Raw genomic sequence first — 16669 nt, forward strand, 5'->3', positions numbered from 1 at the left:
CCTATCAACCTTCCTTCTCACTAGCAGGTTTCTGGCGCTTAACTGTCAGGTCGAACTCATTAGCGGCCTGATCTTTGCTGCCAGATTGAACCTTCGACAAGTTGGGCGACTCAAATAAATCCGACGCATCCAGATTCCGCATCAGATTGGAAACGCGGTTGTTACTCTCTGCATAACCGGTCATGGAAATAACGTCCCCGTTGGAACGAAGGAGGCCGTAGAACACCCCGTCGGGAACGGTACGGGCCAGTTCGTCGAACACTTTTACCGCTTCTGGACGGTTGCCCTGCAAATCCTGGATAACCTGCATCCGTTCAATCAGAGACTCCCGCTTCTTCTCGAGTTCTTTTATTTCTTTGATCTGATCTTCTAGCTTCTTGGTTTCGTTCTGGATAAACTGGTTGCGTTGGGCCTGATACTCGGTCCGCGATTCCACATTCATATTGACCAGATAGACCGCGCCTGCTCCGATCAGCAGCGCACCCGCCAGCACAATAAAAAATTGTCGTTTCAGCTCCTGACGCCGCTCTTCGCGCCAGGGCAAAAGGTTAATCTTTGTCATCCGTCAAAACTCCGTAACGCCAGGCCGCAAGCGATCATCAACGATGGCGCGTCGGCGCTAAGTAACGATGCATTTACTTTCGAAGACAGCGCCATATCTACGAAGGGGTTGGCAATAGAGGTGGTGGTACCCACTTTGTCCTGCACCAACTCTCCTAAACCAATAATAGACGCTGTTCCGCCCGCGAGCAGAATATGATCCACATCGTTATATTGACTGGACGAAAAGAAGAACTGTAAAGATCGCGTTACCTGCTGAACTACCGCCTCTTTGAAGGGGTCAAGCACCTCGGTTTCATAATCATCCGGCAAGCCGCCCTGCTTTTTAGCAAGCCCGGCCTCTTCGAACGACAAACCATAGCGGCGCTGAATTTCCTCTGTCAGCTGCTTACCACCAAATAATTGTTCACGGGTATAGATAGTGCGGCCGTCGTGCAGCACGCTAAGAGTTGTCATCGTGGAACCGATATCAACGATCGCTACGGTTTGTTCTTCGCCACCGTCGATCTGATCCGCTACCAGACTGAATGCCCGCTCCATTGCATAAGCTTCCACATCCACTACTTTGGCGGTAAGACCGGCAATATCCAGGACATCGACCCGCAATTCGACGTTTTCGTTGCGACAAGCTGCCAATAACACTTCAACCTGGTCTGCAGAGCCCTCTACTGGCGCCTGCACCTCGAAATCGATTGCAACTTCATCAAGCGGATAAGGAATGTATTGATCCGCCTCGACTTTGATCTGGGATTCCATTTCATCATCTGATAAAGTGCCATCCATCTCGATGACTTTGGTAATGACGGACGATCCGGCGACTGCAACTGCGGCACCCTTAATCCCGGATTTCGCTCTGGCCACCACCCTGGCGATGGCCTCACCGACACCTTCAACGTCATTAATATTCTTTTCCACCACCGCATTTGCAGGTAGTGGCTCGACCGAATAGGCCTCTACTTTGTATCGATTTCCGCTACGACTGAGTTCAAGCAACTTCACAGAAGTTGAGCTGATATCGATACCTAATTTTGCGGTTGAAGCCTTCTTATTGAGGAAGGGCAGCATATCTTCCTGTCCTGTTTTGTCGTTCTACTGAAATTGTGAATTTTGTGCAGTTCTGCACACTTACAAAAACAATATGTCTAATTACATTAAATACCACAATATTAGAACGCGCAATTAGATCGCCCTAGATTATCGTCGTATAATTCACACTCTGAACAAAATTTTACCAATTTTAAAAACCCACTTTGACAAAGTTTGCGTCCAAAACATGCTGAAATCTCATCCAATCGTTCGCGTTACGCTATGGCTACTTTTACTGGCTTTTAGTGCAGGAATACTGATTTTTTCAGCAACCCTGCTTTACCTCGGCCCTAAACTGCCACCGGTTGAACAGATCCTTGAAATACAATTACAGACGCCTTTACGGATTTATTCCAGTGAACAGAAGCTAATTGCTGAATTTGGTGAGAAAAAACGTTCACCACTTCAATATTCAGAGATTCCTGAAGACTTTATTCAGGCAGTGCTGGCAGCTGAAGACGCTCGTTTCTTCAGTCATCACGGGGTTGATCTCAAAGGACTGGCGCGTGCGTCGTTGGAGCTGATTTCCACCGGCTCTATCAAAACCGGTGGCAGCACTATCACCATGCAGGTAGCCAAAAACTACTTTCTCACCCGCGAACGCACGTTTCTAAGAAAATTCAATGAGATACTTCTGGCCCTGGACATCGAACGCAAGCTGTCCAAAGAACAGATCCTGCAGCTGTATGTGAATAAAATTTACCTGGGTCACCGCGCCTACGGCATCCAGGCCGCGGCCCAGGTTTACTACGGAAAACCCGTGCAAGAGCTGAGTCTGGCACAGTTGGCCACCATTGCCGGACTCCCTAAGGCCCCCTCCGCTTTTAATCCGGTCACCAACCCATCCCGGGCCCACACTCGCCGCAACTGGATCTTGTCGCGCATGCTGGAGCTGGGCTATATCGATAAATCCGCCAAGGAGCAAGCCCAGGCCGAGCCCACCACGGCGGAGCTGCATGGCATTCCGGTGGAAGTCGAAGCACCGCACTTTGCTGAAATGGTAAGAAGGGACATGGTGGCGCGATTCGGGGAAAAAGCCGATACCGAAGGCTACCGGGTCTACACCAGCCTGAAAGCCGACTTTCAGAAAGCGGCCCACGAAGCCACGATCAAAGGCTTGATCGAATACGACCGTCGTCACGGCTATCGTGGCGAAGAAGCCAAACTGGAAATCAATCCTGAACTGGATACGCCGGAAACCCTGCAATCCCAATTGCGGAAGTTCCGAACGATCGACATCCTTGAGCCCGGCGTGGTGACCGCAATCGAAGAACAGTCTGCCACGGTACTCATCAAGTCTGGCGAAAGCGTAAACGTCCCCTTTGAGGGCATGAAATGGGCACGAAGTTATATCGACAATTTAGACCGCGGACCGGCCCCGAAAAAGCCGGAGGATGTGCTCGAGATCGGCGATGTCATTCGCATCATCAATGAGAAAGTGGAACAGAAAGACAGCAAGACGGGCAAAGTAACGACCGTGGGTGACTGGAGCCTGGCGCAGAAACCCATTGCCCAAAGCGCCATGGTCTCCATCGATCCTCACAACGGCGCCATTCTGGCGTTGATCGGCGGCTTCGATTTCCAAACCAGCAAATTTAACCGCGCGATTCAGGGGGGGCGCCAAGCCGGCTCCAGCTTTAAGCCTTTTATTTACAGTGCGGCTCTGGATTACGGCATGACGCCAGCCACCATTATCAATGATGCGCCGGTGGTATTTAAGGATTCCAGCCTGGAAAGCACCTGGCGGCCCGAGAATTCCGGCGGACGCTTCTATGGCCCGACCCGGCTCAGAAAAGCACTGTATCTGTCTCGCAACCTGGTCTCAATCCGGGTGTTGCGCCAAATGGGCGTGAAAAAGACCATCCGTTACGCCACTCAATTCGGTTTTAAAGCCAGCAAGCTGCCCAACAACCTGTCGTTGGCGCTGGGCAGTGCCGCTTTGACCCCTTGGGAAATTGCCACCGGCTATTCTGTTCTGGCGAACGGAGGCTTTATGATCGAACCCTGGTATATCGACTATATAGAAGATGAAGCCGGTAACCGGGTGTTTGAGAGCAATCCGGTTTTGGTTTGCAACGAACAATGCCAGCAAGAATTGGAATACGATCAGCTGCAAGCGCAATCCGATTCGGAGCTACCGGTTTCAGATCAAGCGGAGCCCAACAATACCGGAACGGCAGCGCAACCTGAGCCGCCAAAAGACAAACTGGACGCATTCGACGAAGACGCCCCGGAAGAGGCGACGACGCCTGAGCCCAAGCCGGTCCGCTACGCAGAACGCGTGCAGGATGAGCGGGTCAATTTTCTGATCACCAGTATGATGCAGGATGTGGTTAAACGGGGAACCGGTACCCGGGCGCGATCATTAAACCGGAATGACATTGCCGGTAAGACCGGTACCACCAATGACCAGAAAGACGCTTGGTTTTCGGGCTTCAATCGCGACGTTGTCGCCACCGTCTGGGTTGGCTTCGACCAGCCAAAAACACTGGGGCACAGAGAATATGGAGGCACAGCGGCTCTACCTATCTGGATTGATTATATGGCTGTGGCGTTGAAAGACTACCCGCAGTCTCCAATTCGAATTCCAGACGGCATCACGACTGTACGCATCGATCCGGAAACAGGAAAACGAGCCATTCCAGGGCAGGCCAATGGGATATTTGAATATTTCCGCGATGAAAATGCACCGGAGCAAAGTGCCGAGGAAGAGGTGCCAAATCCACACATGGAACAAGGCGAGTTGCCAGAACAACTATTCTGACAGCACGGACCACTCCAAACCAACGCCAATAAAAAGGCCGCTATTGATTACTCAATAGCGGCCTTTTTTAGCCTGCGTCTGAATCAATACTTTATATCGTCCAGTGTCATCAGCGGGTAATGAGCAGGATAAGGCCGGGTAGCAACACCGCTATCCACAGCCGCTTGCGCCACTGCCGCTGAAACCACCCCCAATAAACGCGGGTCCATCGGTTTCGGGATAATGTAATTGCGCCCGAACTCCAGCTCCACGCCATCATAGGCATCCCGAACCACCTGAGGCACTGGTTCTTTTGCCAATTGACTAATGGCGTGTACCGCTGCGATTTTCATTTTCTCGTTGATACGCGTAGCGCGAACATCCAAAGCTCCCCGGAAGATATAGGGGAAACCCAATACGTTATTCACCTGATTTGGATAATCGCTACGCCCGGTCGCCACAATAACATCGTCACGTATCTCGTAAGCCAGTTCCGGGCGAATTTCAGGGTCCGGATTAGCCAAAGCAAAGACAACCGGATTCGGCGCCATCAGTTGCAGCATGCCGGCTGTCAGCAGATTCGCACTGGATACACCGATAAACACGTCAGCTCCCGCTAACGCGTCTTCCAGAGTGCGCTTTTCTGTATCATGAGCAAAAGCGGCTTTGTATTGATTCAGATCGGTGCGCCCGGAGTGAATCACCCCGTTGCGGTCCAGCACATAAATATTCTCTTTTTTGGCACCCATTTCCATAATCAATCTGAGGGTTGCGACCCCCGCTGCACCGGCACCGATGCAAACAATGGAAATATCTTCGATCTTTTTATTCTGCAGCTCCAACGAATTCACTAACCCGGCCGCAGCGATAATCGCAGTGCCGTGTTGATCATCATGGAATACCGGAATATTACACTGCGCCACTAAGACCCGTTCGATCTCGAAGCACTCCGGTGCTTTGATGTCTTCCAGGTTAATGCCGCCGAATGTGGGAGAGATGCGGTTAACTGTATCGATAAATGCCTGCGGATTTTCTGCATCAACTTCAATATCAAATACATCGATTCCAGCGAAACGCTTGAATAGAACACCCTTACCTTCCATCACGGGCTTACTTGCCAGCCCACCCAGGTTGCCCAACCCCAAAATGGCCGAACCGTCACTGATAACCGCGACCAGATTGCCCTTATTCGTATAAAGATAGGCATTTTCCGGGTCTTTTGCGATCTCACGGACGGGTTCCGCTACACCAGGGCTATAGGCTAAAGAGAGATCCCGTGCAGTTTCAGTCGGCTTGGTCAGCTCGACACTGATTTTTCCGGGACGTGGCTTTAGGTGATACTCTAGTGCGGCTTTCTTTAAATCGGACATAAAATATGGCTTCCCCTGATGGGTTTGCGATTATTTCGCGGTACTTACTGCAGGCTACCAACTACATTACGAATTGAAGAACCCGCTCATCTCCTCTTACACTCAGCGACCAACTTTTAGTCTGCCAGCTATCGGACACTGCCCCCGGGAAACAGCTTTATAAAGGGGGGCTGTAGGATAGCGAAATCGACATACTCGCTCAATAAGAGATTGTTTCAATACAATACGCTCCCTGTACTATTGAGCCACCGTGTTATCTGCCGGCGACAGCAGACCACACCAGTCGGTGCTGTATATTAAGCTGAAAACGTTTGCGCTTACCCTGCTTGATCAGTTTAGGCATACTGCCTTTCCAGGATAGACGATCGGACATCCAACCGCGCGCTTCCAGCATTAATTCCGGTTTGGCTTGCGCATTACGCGACCTTGCCATGACGGCGTCCAGTACAGCTCCGGACACATAGTCAGAATATTTTTTATCAATTTTAAGGGTGACATCACCTTCCAGATCCACCCAGATTACTTTCTTTGTCAAACTCACCCGCTGCACAACACCGGTCACCCGAATGTAGCCCCCCTTCAAAGCGGTAGACGCACTGGATACCGGCTGGAAAAAAGGGTTACCCCAGACGCCCAACCCATTGCTACGCGCAAACAGCTCGGCTTCCTGGTAGCACTCCGACAGTCGGGTATTGGGTGGAATGACCACCGCAAATCCCGCGCCTAGCCGTAACAACTGTGCCGACACACTCTCGCCAGCGGCATCAAACACATGTCCCAGCACCCGGCCATAATGATCGTGAGCCTCTTTGCCCACCAATAAAAAAACCGGCCCTTTGCCCAAAATCTGTTTCAGCTGCTGACGGGACTGCTTGCCTAACGGTTCGGCTGGCTTTCCACCATGAGTCAATTCCGGGGTGTTTATGCCTAACAAACGAATACGGCGACCGTCTTTCAGGGTCAGAGTATCACCGTCATACACCTTTTTAACCTGCACCCTTTCGGCATCTGAGCGAAACGGTAACACCGAGCATTCTGTAGCTAACGCGGGCAGCGCACCAAACCCACAAAACAGCAACAGGGCAAAACGAAAAAAGGCACCTTCCGGTGCCTTTCTGATGCGCTCTAAACCGGGCCGCAACGTTATTTGCTGCGACGGACCGCCCCGAATCGCTGTTTAAACTTATCGATCCGGCCACCGGTATCCACTACTTTTTGCTGACCGGTATAGAAAGGGTGGCAAGCTGAACACACATCCAGGTGCAATTCACCTTTCAGTGTCGAGCGGGTTTCAATAACGTTACCGCAGGTGCAGGTTGCTTTAATAGTGTCGTAATCGGGATGAATGCCTTGCTTCATGATGCTCACCTAATGTTTTATTCACGCCGCTACCCGATCTTGTGCCGGGCACCGCATGAAATACGATGGAATACGCAATACGAGTACCGTATATAAGGCCGCGAATCATACCAAAGTGTGGCAAATTGGCAAGCAAAGCATTACAGTTGATCGGTACTATTTTCTAACTGGTTGGAAATTCAGGCCTTTTTATGATTAATCTCCCGTGTTAACCCAGCCATCACACACCATAATTCAGGTTGCGCTCCCCCTACCCTTGCGCCGCACCTTCGATTATTTAGCCAAAGCCGACATCCCGGCCGACCTGCTGCAACCCGGTGCCCGGGTTAAAGTTCCCTTCGGCAAACGCCAGATGATCGGCATCATCCATTCCACCAGCCTTCATTCGGAGTTCAGCGCTGCGAAACTGAAAACCATCAGTGCCGTGCTTGACGACGAGCTTGCCATTCCACAACCCCTGATGAAACTGTGCCAGTGGGCTGCGGAATATTATCGGCACGGAATCGGTGATGTATATAGCCACGCCCTTCCCACACTGCTGCGAAATCAGGACAATTCCTGGCATGAACGCACCGAACTGTGGCGAATAACGCAAAAAGGGCGATTGATCGGGCTCGATCAGTTGCGCCGTGCTAACCGGCAGATACAAGCCCTGGAGCTGCTAAGGGAACATCCACAAGGACTGCATCAACCGGTGTTAAAAGGGTTGGGAGTTGAACGGGCCACCCTGAACGCACTGCATAAAAAAGAATTAGCGGAACCGCTTCAGGATCAGCAGCAACGAACCCCCTGGCAGCGGGAAATTTTGCTAGCCGAAAGCGCACTGACCCTGAACCCGGAGCAACAACACGCGCTGGACCAGATTCGACTCAGCAATGCGTTTGCTCCGGTTTTACTCGAAGGGGTGACCGGGAGCGGGAAGACAGAAGTGTATCTGCAGGCCATTGCCGACTGTTTGAAACGCGACCGGCAGGCGCTGGTGCTGGTGCCTGAAATAGGGCTCACACCTCAAACCCTGCATCGCTTCCAGCAGCGATTTGCCGTTCCCGTGGTTAGCATCCACTCCAATTTGAGCGAAAGGGAACGTCTGACCAGCTGGCGCAAAGCCCGGTTTGGCGAAGCAGGTATTGTTCTGGGAACACGCTCGGCATTATTCGCCCCCTTTGAAAAGCTGGGACTGATTGTAGTCGATGAGGAACATGACCTTTCCTATAAACAACAGGAAGGATTTCGCTACCACGCCAGGGACCTGGCTATCATCAGGGCCAAACAGGAAAATATCCCGGTCATCCTGGGCAGCGCCACTCCCGCTCTGGAAACATTGCACAATGCCCGCAGTGGACGCTACCTGCATTTATTATTAACCAGGCGCGCGGGTTCCGCAGCGGCCCCGCAGTTCCGGGTTATGGACATCCGCCAAAAAGCGCTGACCCATGGCATGTCGCCGGAACTGCTGTCTGAAATCAAACAACGCCTGAAAGCCAAGCAGCAAGTATTGATGTTTATTAACCGGCGCGGGTTTGCTCCGGTGCTTATGTGCCACGATTGCGGCTGGTTTAAAGAGTGCCCGCACTGCGACCATCGCATGACCTGCCACTCCAGTCCGGCCCGTTTGCATTGTCATCATTGCAACCATCAACGGGCCATTCCGCGCCTTTGCGAGCATTGTAAAAGCACCGATCTAAGACCCATCGGGATGGGCACCGAACGCTTGGAAGACAATCTAACTGCGTTGTTCCCGGATACACCGGTGATCCGGATTGATCGTGACACGACACAACGCAAACACGCCCTTGGCCGGCAACTGGATCGCATTGCCAGTGGTGAGCCCTGCATTCTGGTAGGCACACAGATGCTGGCCAAGGGACACCACTTCCCTAAGGTGACATTAGTCGCCGTCTGTGACATTGATTCGGGTTTGTTTGCCGCCGATTTCCGCGCCACCGAACATATGGCTCAACTATTAATACAGGTCGCCGGCAGAGCGGGCCGTGGTGATGATAAAGGTCTGGTATTTTTGCAGACACATCAACCCGGGCACCCGTTGCTGCAAACCTTAATCGCACAAGGCTATGGGCCTTTTGCTACCGAGTTGCTGCAGGAGCGACGCCTGATGGGCATGCCACCTTACGGCCATCTGGCCCTGATCCGGGCAGAGAGCACTAACCCGAAACAAGCATCGGATTTTCTGCACCAGGTTTCAGTGGCGCTGCAAGCCACAGCCGAACAACTTAACGTGGAAATCTGGGGGCCTGCTCCGGCTTTGATGGCAAAAAAAGCCGGTCGATTTCGCTTCCAGTTGATGTTAAGGGCAACACTCCGGCCTAATCTACAGAATATGTTGCGCTTTTCCATTCAGCAGGTGGAGGACAATGCGGGGCATCGTATTAAGTGGAGCCTGGATGTCGACCCCGTGACCCTGGATTAATCAAGCCAGAAGCCGATAAATCCCGCTTATGCGGAGTGCTAGGTGGGCTCACACACTGATCCGCTGCTGCCTGCAACCGCTGAGCATGAACTTGGAGGGCTGGCAATACAAACGCCGCCACCAACCGAGCGTAGTCAGATCCGCTTTCGGCTGTAGCCCGTGGTGCCCTGATCGCAACCGCGATGATGTCTTCCGTTAGCCTCCCCGCTGAATCCATATCCGATAACGCCGTCTCGGTTTCATCGTGAAAGGTTCGCTGTCGGTAACGTTCGATCCAGCACAGCAGCGCGGTTCGCAGATGCGGGTCTGACAGGCTGTTTATATATTCCAGCGCACACAGCGCAATTAACATCGGGCAACTGACATCCGCGGTTAAATGATCCAGGGTGGGATTGTTGCCTTTGCTGAGGGCTCCGTCTTCATCAATCAGCGCCTGCAACACTCGATAAGTGGCCAACAATCGCTTTTGTTGGCGGGGGTTTTTGAAACCGAAATAGGCGACCCATTTATCAAAACGCTGCCGTATTTCAGCAACCTCGCCGGCATCCGGCTGAAGCGGAAGTTGCCCCGGATAATGGTGTTGCGTTGCATCCAAAAGATCCAGGTTAACAGAAACATCAACCAGCCTTGCCAGCTGCGCTCTTGCCTGCTGTTGCACATCGACATAAAGCTGCCCACCATTCAGCTCTTTATAAAGTCCGGCAAATGCCGCCAACGCAACGTCGGCATCCAGGGCATAAATCACCGTTACCGACTCAGGCAATGCGTGCAGGGAATGAAGTATCGGGGGCAAAGCCAACCCTTCGACGGCATGAAACTCATCTGCTACCAGGATCATCCGCCGGCGATGCCCCCACAACGGGTTTAATCGCAGGCGACACAGTTCGTTTAAATGCGAGAGGGACACATCCGAATCGCTGATGACCAATAGCTTTTTACACTGCCTCGCCATCAATACCAGCAACAAAGCCAACCCGCAAAGACCAACAGTTTCTGCCAACGTTATTTGGCCAGCACTAAACTGTGTGATTGCGCCGGGGGCAACCCAAAGCAACAAACACGACAGGAACGCAAAGGCGAACAGTAAAAAAAACCACCCTGCTTTCTGCGTTGCCAGGCTAAAACGGAACAGCAGGAGTAACCTGGCGCAAACACCGGAATGCAGGAAAACCAAACTGTTCGCGCCCTGGCTGTTTGCAGAATCGATGTGTTGAGCGGTCAGCAAAGATTGGAACAAGGCCGGGAGTACGCAGGAACGCCGGGCTTGAATGGGCGGCCGGAATTGCGCAACCAGCCAGGATTGCGACGAGTCCAGCACAACTTGCCGGCACAGCGAGCGGCAGAAAGTGGAACGACCGGAACCGCTCCCACCCAACACCCCCACATTGAACCCGTCGCAGTCCGCGTTTTTGGCAATCTGGCTGGCAAGCGCAAAAGCAAGGTCTGCCTGAGTTCTGCTTGAACCTGTCACCGTAGCCCCCATCACCTGCCTCAATCGTGAATAACTTAATTAACCTTATACCAGGGCAGGCAACTTTCCCAATAGAGCAACTGTGTATGGCAACGAACTTAAATAACCGGGCTACGTTGGGGGGCCATTATCGCAACCGACGGCGACCAACGATCAACCCAAGCAACCCGATCAACACCAACAGTGCCACCGGTGGTTCCGGCGCACGATCGTAGTGCACTGCATCCGGCTGCGGGTACATTGGATTTGCAACCGGTGCATCCTGCAAGGGTGAGGATGCCACCAAGCGGGAAGAGCCTGACTCCAAGGTTGCCAAGGTAAATCCCCCGGACTCAGCAGTGGGAGCAGCGTTATCGCCAGCAGATTTGGACGCGATGGCCTGTTCAACGCCGACCGTAGAACCGGCTTCCCCGCTCTGTGCCCGCACGGTAGTCACCGCAACACTGCATACCAGCAGACATAATAATGAACGTATGAAAGATTTGTGCTTCATCCATTTGCACCTTAGGAAAATTTTTTCGATGCGAATCCGCGCGCATCTGTCTCAACTTAACAGTTCGATGACGATGCTTAAGATTCACGAAAACTGAAACAATTTAGTTTGGGAAGCGCTGTAAAACGACTTACACCAATTTGAATGCAGTCTTAATGCCAGCTCTGCTATCGTCTAAAGATTCAAACGCTTAAACAATCGCTACCAACAGCGAAAATCAGAATGTGTAAAACTATTCGACGATTGCCGCATCCGAAAACGTCGCTCGGGGTACCAGCTGCATCGCGGCTACCCGGTTGCGCCCCTCTTCCTTTGCCTTATATAAATAATCATCCGCTAGTTTGAGCCCCCTTGCCCCGTCTCCGTTATCTACCTGGGCCACACCGATGCTGAACGTAACCTGGAAGCTTTCTTCTGCATTACCAAAGATATGATGACTCAAATGCTGACGGATTTTTTCTGCGACTCGCTTCGCCTGCGGCAAATGCATATTCGCCAGGAGCACTGCAAACTCCTCGCCGCCGATGCGCGCCGCAACGTCGTGATGCGATCTCACACTTTGATTGAGAATATTGCCAATTGCGCGCAACACGTCGTCCCCCATCGCATGGCCCCAGGCATCATTCACTCTTTTAAAATTATCCACATCGCACATTAGAATACACATAGGCAAATCTTTGCGGGCGTGCCTGCGCCCTTCGATTTCCAAGCGCGCCATAAAATAGCTGCGATTGGAGATACCCGTTAACGAATCCGTAATGGCCAATTGCTCCAAAGCCCGCTTTTCTTTACGCATGAAATAACCATGAATAAAAAACAGCGCGACCATCGGCAATGCGATCAACACAAAAATGATCCGCAACCAAAAGCTCCACCAGGGTAGTAAGTCCGCTCCGGTGTAAATAGGTGTTCGCAGAATCGGCGCATAGCTCAATGAACCAGTCCAGAATCCCACCTCTGCCGCCCCAAATAGAAACAGCAACACAAATACCATCGGTTTGTAAATTTTGGGCTTAAATAAAGCCCTTACAAGAATCATCATGCCCAAACCGAGCAACATTAGGGGCGAATCTTTATAGCCATAGCTGTAATTTAAGGTAAAGATCGCCGTCAAACTGATGCAGACCGTGAGCGCGGTGAGCGCCGGAAAGTCACGCTGCGAAAAACGACGAAGCCAACTGAACAGGGCAATCCCGGTCAACACTAACGCACAGGCAACTAACACCACCTGAACCATGACCACCGTGTTCCACACATAGATTGAACGCCATTCCGGATGACGAAGTGCAAACCAGGGCATGAAAATAAACAGCAGCAGCATGGGCAGTGTCATCGTGGACATGACCAAGCAGGCTACTACATCACGCTTTTGCCGAAACCAGGTCTCAAGCCAAAGGAGCACTTCTTGCATTGTATGCTAAGCCCTCTTCAACTGTTGACACGATGCCATTACGCCCCTGCGCTTTCGCTTTGAACAAATTGGCATCGGCCAAGTGCATTAAGGCACCGGCATCCAATCCATTGCTTTCGACAATACCCATACTCAGCGTAACGTAAAAGGCATGGCCGTCGGATTGAAAGGCTTGGTTTTCCAGGCGCTGCTCAATACGCCGGCAAACCTGCAAAGCGCCTTGCAAGCCGGTTTCGGGCAGCAAAATGGCAAACTCTTCGCCACCAATCCGGGCAGGCAAATCGGCCGGTACCCGCATAACCTCTGTTAGCACTCCGGCAATACCTGCTAATACACTGTCACCGGCGATATGACCGTAACGATCATTCACCGATTTGAAATGGTCCGCATCCATCATCACCAAACTCAACGGCTGGTCAATGCGGTTCTGTCGCTGGCATTCTTCTTCCAGTCTTTGCATAAAATTACGGCGATTGGACAAGTTGGTGAGCGGATCGGTACGCGCCAGGCGTGATAAATGCGCGCGCTGATAGTCGTATTGGTCGAACAGAATCCAGGTAATGACTCCGTAAGCGACCAGGCTAATATAAAGGGTACCACTGCGCAGCATCTCGGCTATCAGCTGGTGCTGACCATCCACAAATGCCTGATCTCCATAACCCGGGGCGTAATCAAGGAAACCCGCATAGGTTGCCATATCGTTCGCCCAGAACAGTGTCACTCCCATCACGAACGCAAGCCCCACCGAGCGCAAATCCAGCAGCATTATGCCAATCGGGATAATACCCACAATCACCAGACCGGCTGGATAGGTCATCGGCCCCAGAAGTATCGCCTCTACCGTAAACGCCAGCCCCAGAACGGAAGCCACGAACGCGTATGTTTTGGGAAGCGGCCGGGTATTCATACGGTTGCGCCAGAGCAAGGCAATGACCAGCCAACCGATTGCAATACAAACCAGCAAAACAGCGTTCGCCATAACAACGTATCCCGGCACCAGCATCGCCCGCCAGTCGGGCACAAATAAGCCAACGCTTTGTGTCATGATAAACAGCAATAAAAAAGGGGTGCAAAGCACAATCGCTGCGATACACCGCTGTGAAGGTGTCGCCCGACTAAGCCAGCTGCGGATCACATGAATCATATTGGTCCATCAATTGGTTTTATCGTTATTCCTGATGAGCTGTAAATGTTGCATACCCCTGCGCCAGACACCAGAGCAGGCAACCACAAGCTTACCAACCGTTACTAAATGCTACTTAGACGTACACTGTGCAAACAACTGGCAGTGCAACTGGAAAAGCCGCCCCTAACACGCCATAATACGCCGCTATTTCCCCGTCAAAACGTCACTTTTCCTGACCATTAACCTTATAGTGCAACCTGAATGAAAGAAACTCTGTTAAGCCTGCTGGAAACCACATTTGATAACCTGATTAGCAAGGGCATCATTCCGGACACCACCCCAAGGCGAATCCAGGTGGACCGCACCAAAGACAAATCACACGGCGATTTCGCCTCCAATCTGGCCATGGTGCTGGCAAAACCGGCAGCACAAAAGCCTCGCGATCTGGCTCAGCTTATAATTGAAAACCTGCCCGCCAATCAAACCATCACCAAAACAGAAATAGCCGGGCCCGGTTTTATTAATTTTTTTATTAATGACCGCGCGCGCTACGCAGCTGTAGCGCAGGCACTGAACGATGTTAATGGGTTTTCCTCCCCCAACGTCGGTGGCGGTGAAAAAGTGCTATTGGAATATGTATCGGCCAATCCCACCGGCCCCATGCACGTCGGTCACGGGCGTGGCGCCGCCTATGGTTCGGCTTTAGCCAATTTGCTCAGTGCCACCGGGTATGAGGTGCAGCGGGAGTACTACATTAACGATGCCGGCCGGCAGGCCGATGTATTGGCCGTTTCCGTGTATATGCGTTACCTGGAAGCCTGTGGTGAAAGTATCCGGATTCCGTCGCGGGCCTATCCGGGCGAATATGTGCAAACCTGCGGTGAAGCACTATTTAAACAAGCCGGGAAAAACTACTTCCACACCTACGCCAGCGTGATCGATGGCGTACCGGAAGACCCGGAGGGCGAAGGCGATGAGATTAAAATGGCCAAAGAGCGCCACCTGGATGCCTTAATCAATCGGGTGCAAAGCCTGCTCGGCGATGACTACCGAACCGTGCAGGATTTTGGTTTGGACACCCAAATGGCATCCATTAAAGCCACCCTGAACGCGTTCAATGTGCACTTTGATCACTGGTTTTCGGAACGCAGCCTGGCCACCAGCGGCGCTATCGACAAAGCGGTCAATCGGCTCAAACAACGCGGACACGTTTATGAAAAAGACGGAGCCACCTGGTTACGCACTTCGGATCTGGGTGACGAAAAAGACCGTGTCCTGATTCGGGACAATGGCTTACATACCTACTTTGCTGCCGATGTCGCCTATCACCTGAACAAACTGGATCGCGGTTTTGAAAACCTGATTGATGTCTGGGGCGCTGATCACCACGGGTATATCGCCCGGGTGCGTGCGGCCATTGAAGCCCTAACCGGCAAAGGCGATTTATTCCACGTTGCTTTAATCCAGTTTGTCACGCTCTCCTCCGGCCGCATGGGGAAACGCTCGGGCAACTTTGTCACCTTGTCCCAACTGATCGACGAAGCCGGTAATGACGCCACCCGCTTTTTTTATCTGACCCGGTCACCGGAACAGCATTTGGAATTTGATATTGACCTGGCACGCTCACAAACCGCCGACAACCCGGTGTTCTATTTGCAATATGCCCACGCCCGCGTGTGCAGCATGATACGGGAATTGGGCGAGCGCAATCTGAGCTACAATCAAGAGGCAGGTCTGGCCGCATTGGCCCAGCTACCGGAGAGCAACATCGAAGATCTGGCGAAACGTCTGGCTGCCTGGCCGGAATCGGTTGCCAACGCCGCCCGCAACCGGGCACCGCACCAATTAACGTATACATTGAGGGACCTGGCGCAGGATTTTCACACCTGGTACAACAGCAACAAAGTTCTGGTGGACGATGACACTCTTCGCAACGGTCGCATGGCCATGGCGATCGCAGTGAAAAACGTGATTGCCAACGGGCTCAGGTTGCTGGGTGTGAACGCTCCCGAAAAAATGTAGTTCTGCGGACAGGAAACGGTGCCGCTGATATCGGCACCGACAACTAAAAAAACGGAGACTCTTTTGGCAAAATCTGAATCCGGTATACCACCTTGGGTATGGCTGTTCACCGGTGTTATCACCGGCCTGTTTCTGGCATTTCTGTATTATCTCACCGGCGTCAAACCCACCGAGCAACAGTTACAACAGGTGGAGATGAAAGCCCCCACCCTGAACGGCAAAGGCAAAAGCAGCCCGAAATTTGATTTTTATACCTTACTGCCCGACCGCGAAGTGGTCGCACCAGAGGCCGCGGCAGAACCCAAGGCCGGCAAGAACAGCAACACCAAAGCCATCAAAGGTGAGACTTTCATCATCCAGACCGGGTCCTTCCGCTCCGCTGCAGAAGCGGATCACCGCAGGGCCGAAATGATACTAATGGGGCTCGATGTGCAAATCCAGAAAGTGGAACTGAACCCGGGTGAAAGCTGGCACCGCGTGCAAATAGGCCCCTTCGACAACCCCTCTGCTCTTGAAAGCGCTAAAACCACTCTGGCCAACAACCATATCGAACACATTGTTTTACGCTTGAAAAAGTAGAACCCGCCCCCAATAACAGT

The 16669-nt window shown here is 52.2% G+C and carries 13 protein-coding genes; 4 read left to right on the forward strand and 9 right to left on the reverse strand.

The window, feature by feature from the left end:
* Positions 1–4: 4 nt before the first annotated feature.
* On the reverse strand, positions 5–562 hold the full coding sequence (locus FT643_RS13320; RefSeq protein WP_156871890.1) for a PilN domain-containing protein: 558 nt from the start codon (positions 560–562) through the stop codon (positions 5–7).
* Complete coding sequence (locus tag FT643_RS13325) at positions 559–1626, reverse strand: pilus assembly protein PilM (protein WP_156871891.1); 1068 nt, start codon at positions 1624–1626, stop codon at positions 559–561. Before FT643_RS13325 ends, FT643_RS13320 begins: the two co-directional genes overlap by 4 nt.
* A 208-nt stretch (positions 1627–1834) precedes the next feature.
* On the opposite strand from FT643_RS13325, the gene FT643_RS13330 reads away from it, so the two are divergent.
* On the forward strand, positions 1835–4411 hold the full coding sequence (locus FT643_RS13330) for a penicillin-binding protein 1A (protein ID WP_156871892.1): 2577 nt from the start codon (positions 1835–1837) through the stop codon (positions 4409–4411).
* A gap of 83 nt (positions 4412–4494) precedes the next feature.
* On the opposite strand, the gene FT643_RS13335 is transcribed toward FT643_RS13330, so the two are convergent.
* From FT643_RS13335 to rpmE, 3 genes are all read right to left on the reverse strand, one after another.
* Complete coding sequence (locus FT643_RS13335; protein ID WP_156871893.1) at positions 4495–5760, reverse strand: malic enzyme-like NAD(P)-binding protein; 1266 nt, start codon at positions 5758–5760, stop codon at positions 4495–4497.
* Between the two features lie 253 nt (positions 5761–6013).
* Entirely contained in the window at positions 6014–6901 is an 888-nt protein-coding gene (locus FT643_RS13340; RefSeq protein WP_156871894.1) for a thermonuclease family protein, read from the reverse strand.
* 2 nt (positions 6902–6903) lie between these two features.
* Positions 6904–7119 carry a 50S ribosomal protein L31 gene (gene rpmE, locus FT643_RS13345; RefSeq protein ID WP_156871895.1) on the reverse strand — a complete coding sequence of 72 codons (216 nt, stop codon included), beginning with the start codon at positions 7117–7119 and terminating at the stop codon, positions 6904–6906.
* Between the two features lie 205 nt (positions 7120–7324).
* On the opposite strand from rpmE, the gene FT643_RS13350 reads away from it, so the two are divergent.
* Positions 7325–9547, forward strand: coding sequence for a primosomal protein N' (locus FT643_RS13350; RefSeq protein ID WP_317622025.1), 2223 nt, complete (start codon positions 7325–7327; stop codon positions 9545–9547).
* Here FT643_RS13350 and FT643_RS13355 read toward each other — a convergent pair.
* The 4 genes from FT643_RS13355 to FT643_RS13370 all read right to left on the reverse strand — a co-directional run bounded on the left by FT643_RS13355 (position 9507) and on the right by FT643_RS13370 (position 14066).
* Positions 9507–11018, reverse strand: a complete 1512-nt coding sequence (locus FT643_RS13355) for a hypothetical protein (RefSeq protein ID WP_156871896.1) — start codon at positions 11016–11018, stop codon at positions 9507–9509. The two genes, FT643_RS13350 and FT643_RS13355, sit on opposite strands and share 41 nt — an antisense overlap.
* Before the next feature lie 127 nt (positions 11019–11145).
* Positions 11146–11511, reverse strand: a complete 366-nt coding sequence (locus FT643_RS13360; protein ID WP_156871897.1) for a hypothetical protein — start codon at positions 11509–11511, stop codon at positions 11146–11148.
* Between the two features lie 232 nt (positions 11512–11743).
* On the reverse strand, positions 11744–12922 hold the full coding sequence (locus FT643_RS13365) for a GGDEF domain-containing protein (RefSeq protein WP_156871898.1): 1179 nt from the start codon (positions 12920–12922) through the stop codon (positions 11744–11746).
* On the reverse strand, positions 12897–14066 hold the full coding sequence (locus FT643_RS13370; protein WP_156871899.1) for a GGDEF domain-containing protein: 1170 nt from the start codon (positions 14064–14066) through the stop codon (positions 12897–12899). The genes FT643_RS13365 and FT643_RS13370 overlap by 26 nt, the downstream gene beginning before the upstream one ends.
* A 243-nt stretch (positions 14067–14309) precedes the next feature.
* Here FT643_RS13370 and argS point away from each other — a divergent pair, with 243 nt between their 5' ends.
* Together argS and FT643_RS13380 are read left to right on the forward strand one after the other, a co-directional pair.
* A complete protein-coding gene (gene argS, locus FT643_RS13375) occupies positions 14310–16070 on the forward strand; it encodes an arginine--tRNA ligase (protein WP_156871900.1) in 1761 nt (586 codons plus the stop codon).
* A 63-nt stretch (positions 16071–16133) separates the two neighbouring features.
* On the forward strand, positions 16134–16649 hold the full coding sequence (locus FT643_RS13380) for an SPOR domain-containing protein (protein ID WP_156871901.1): 516 nt from the start codon (positions 16134–16136) through the stop codon (positions 16647–16649).
* The last annotated feature ends 20 nt before the right edge of the window (positions 16650–16669 follow it).

This window comes from Ketobacter sp. MCCC 1A13808 (assembly GCF_009746715.1).
In the GTDB taxonomy this organism is placed as follows: Bacteria; Pseudomonadota; Gammaproteobacteria; order Pseudomonadales; family Ketobacteraceae; genus Ketobacter.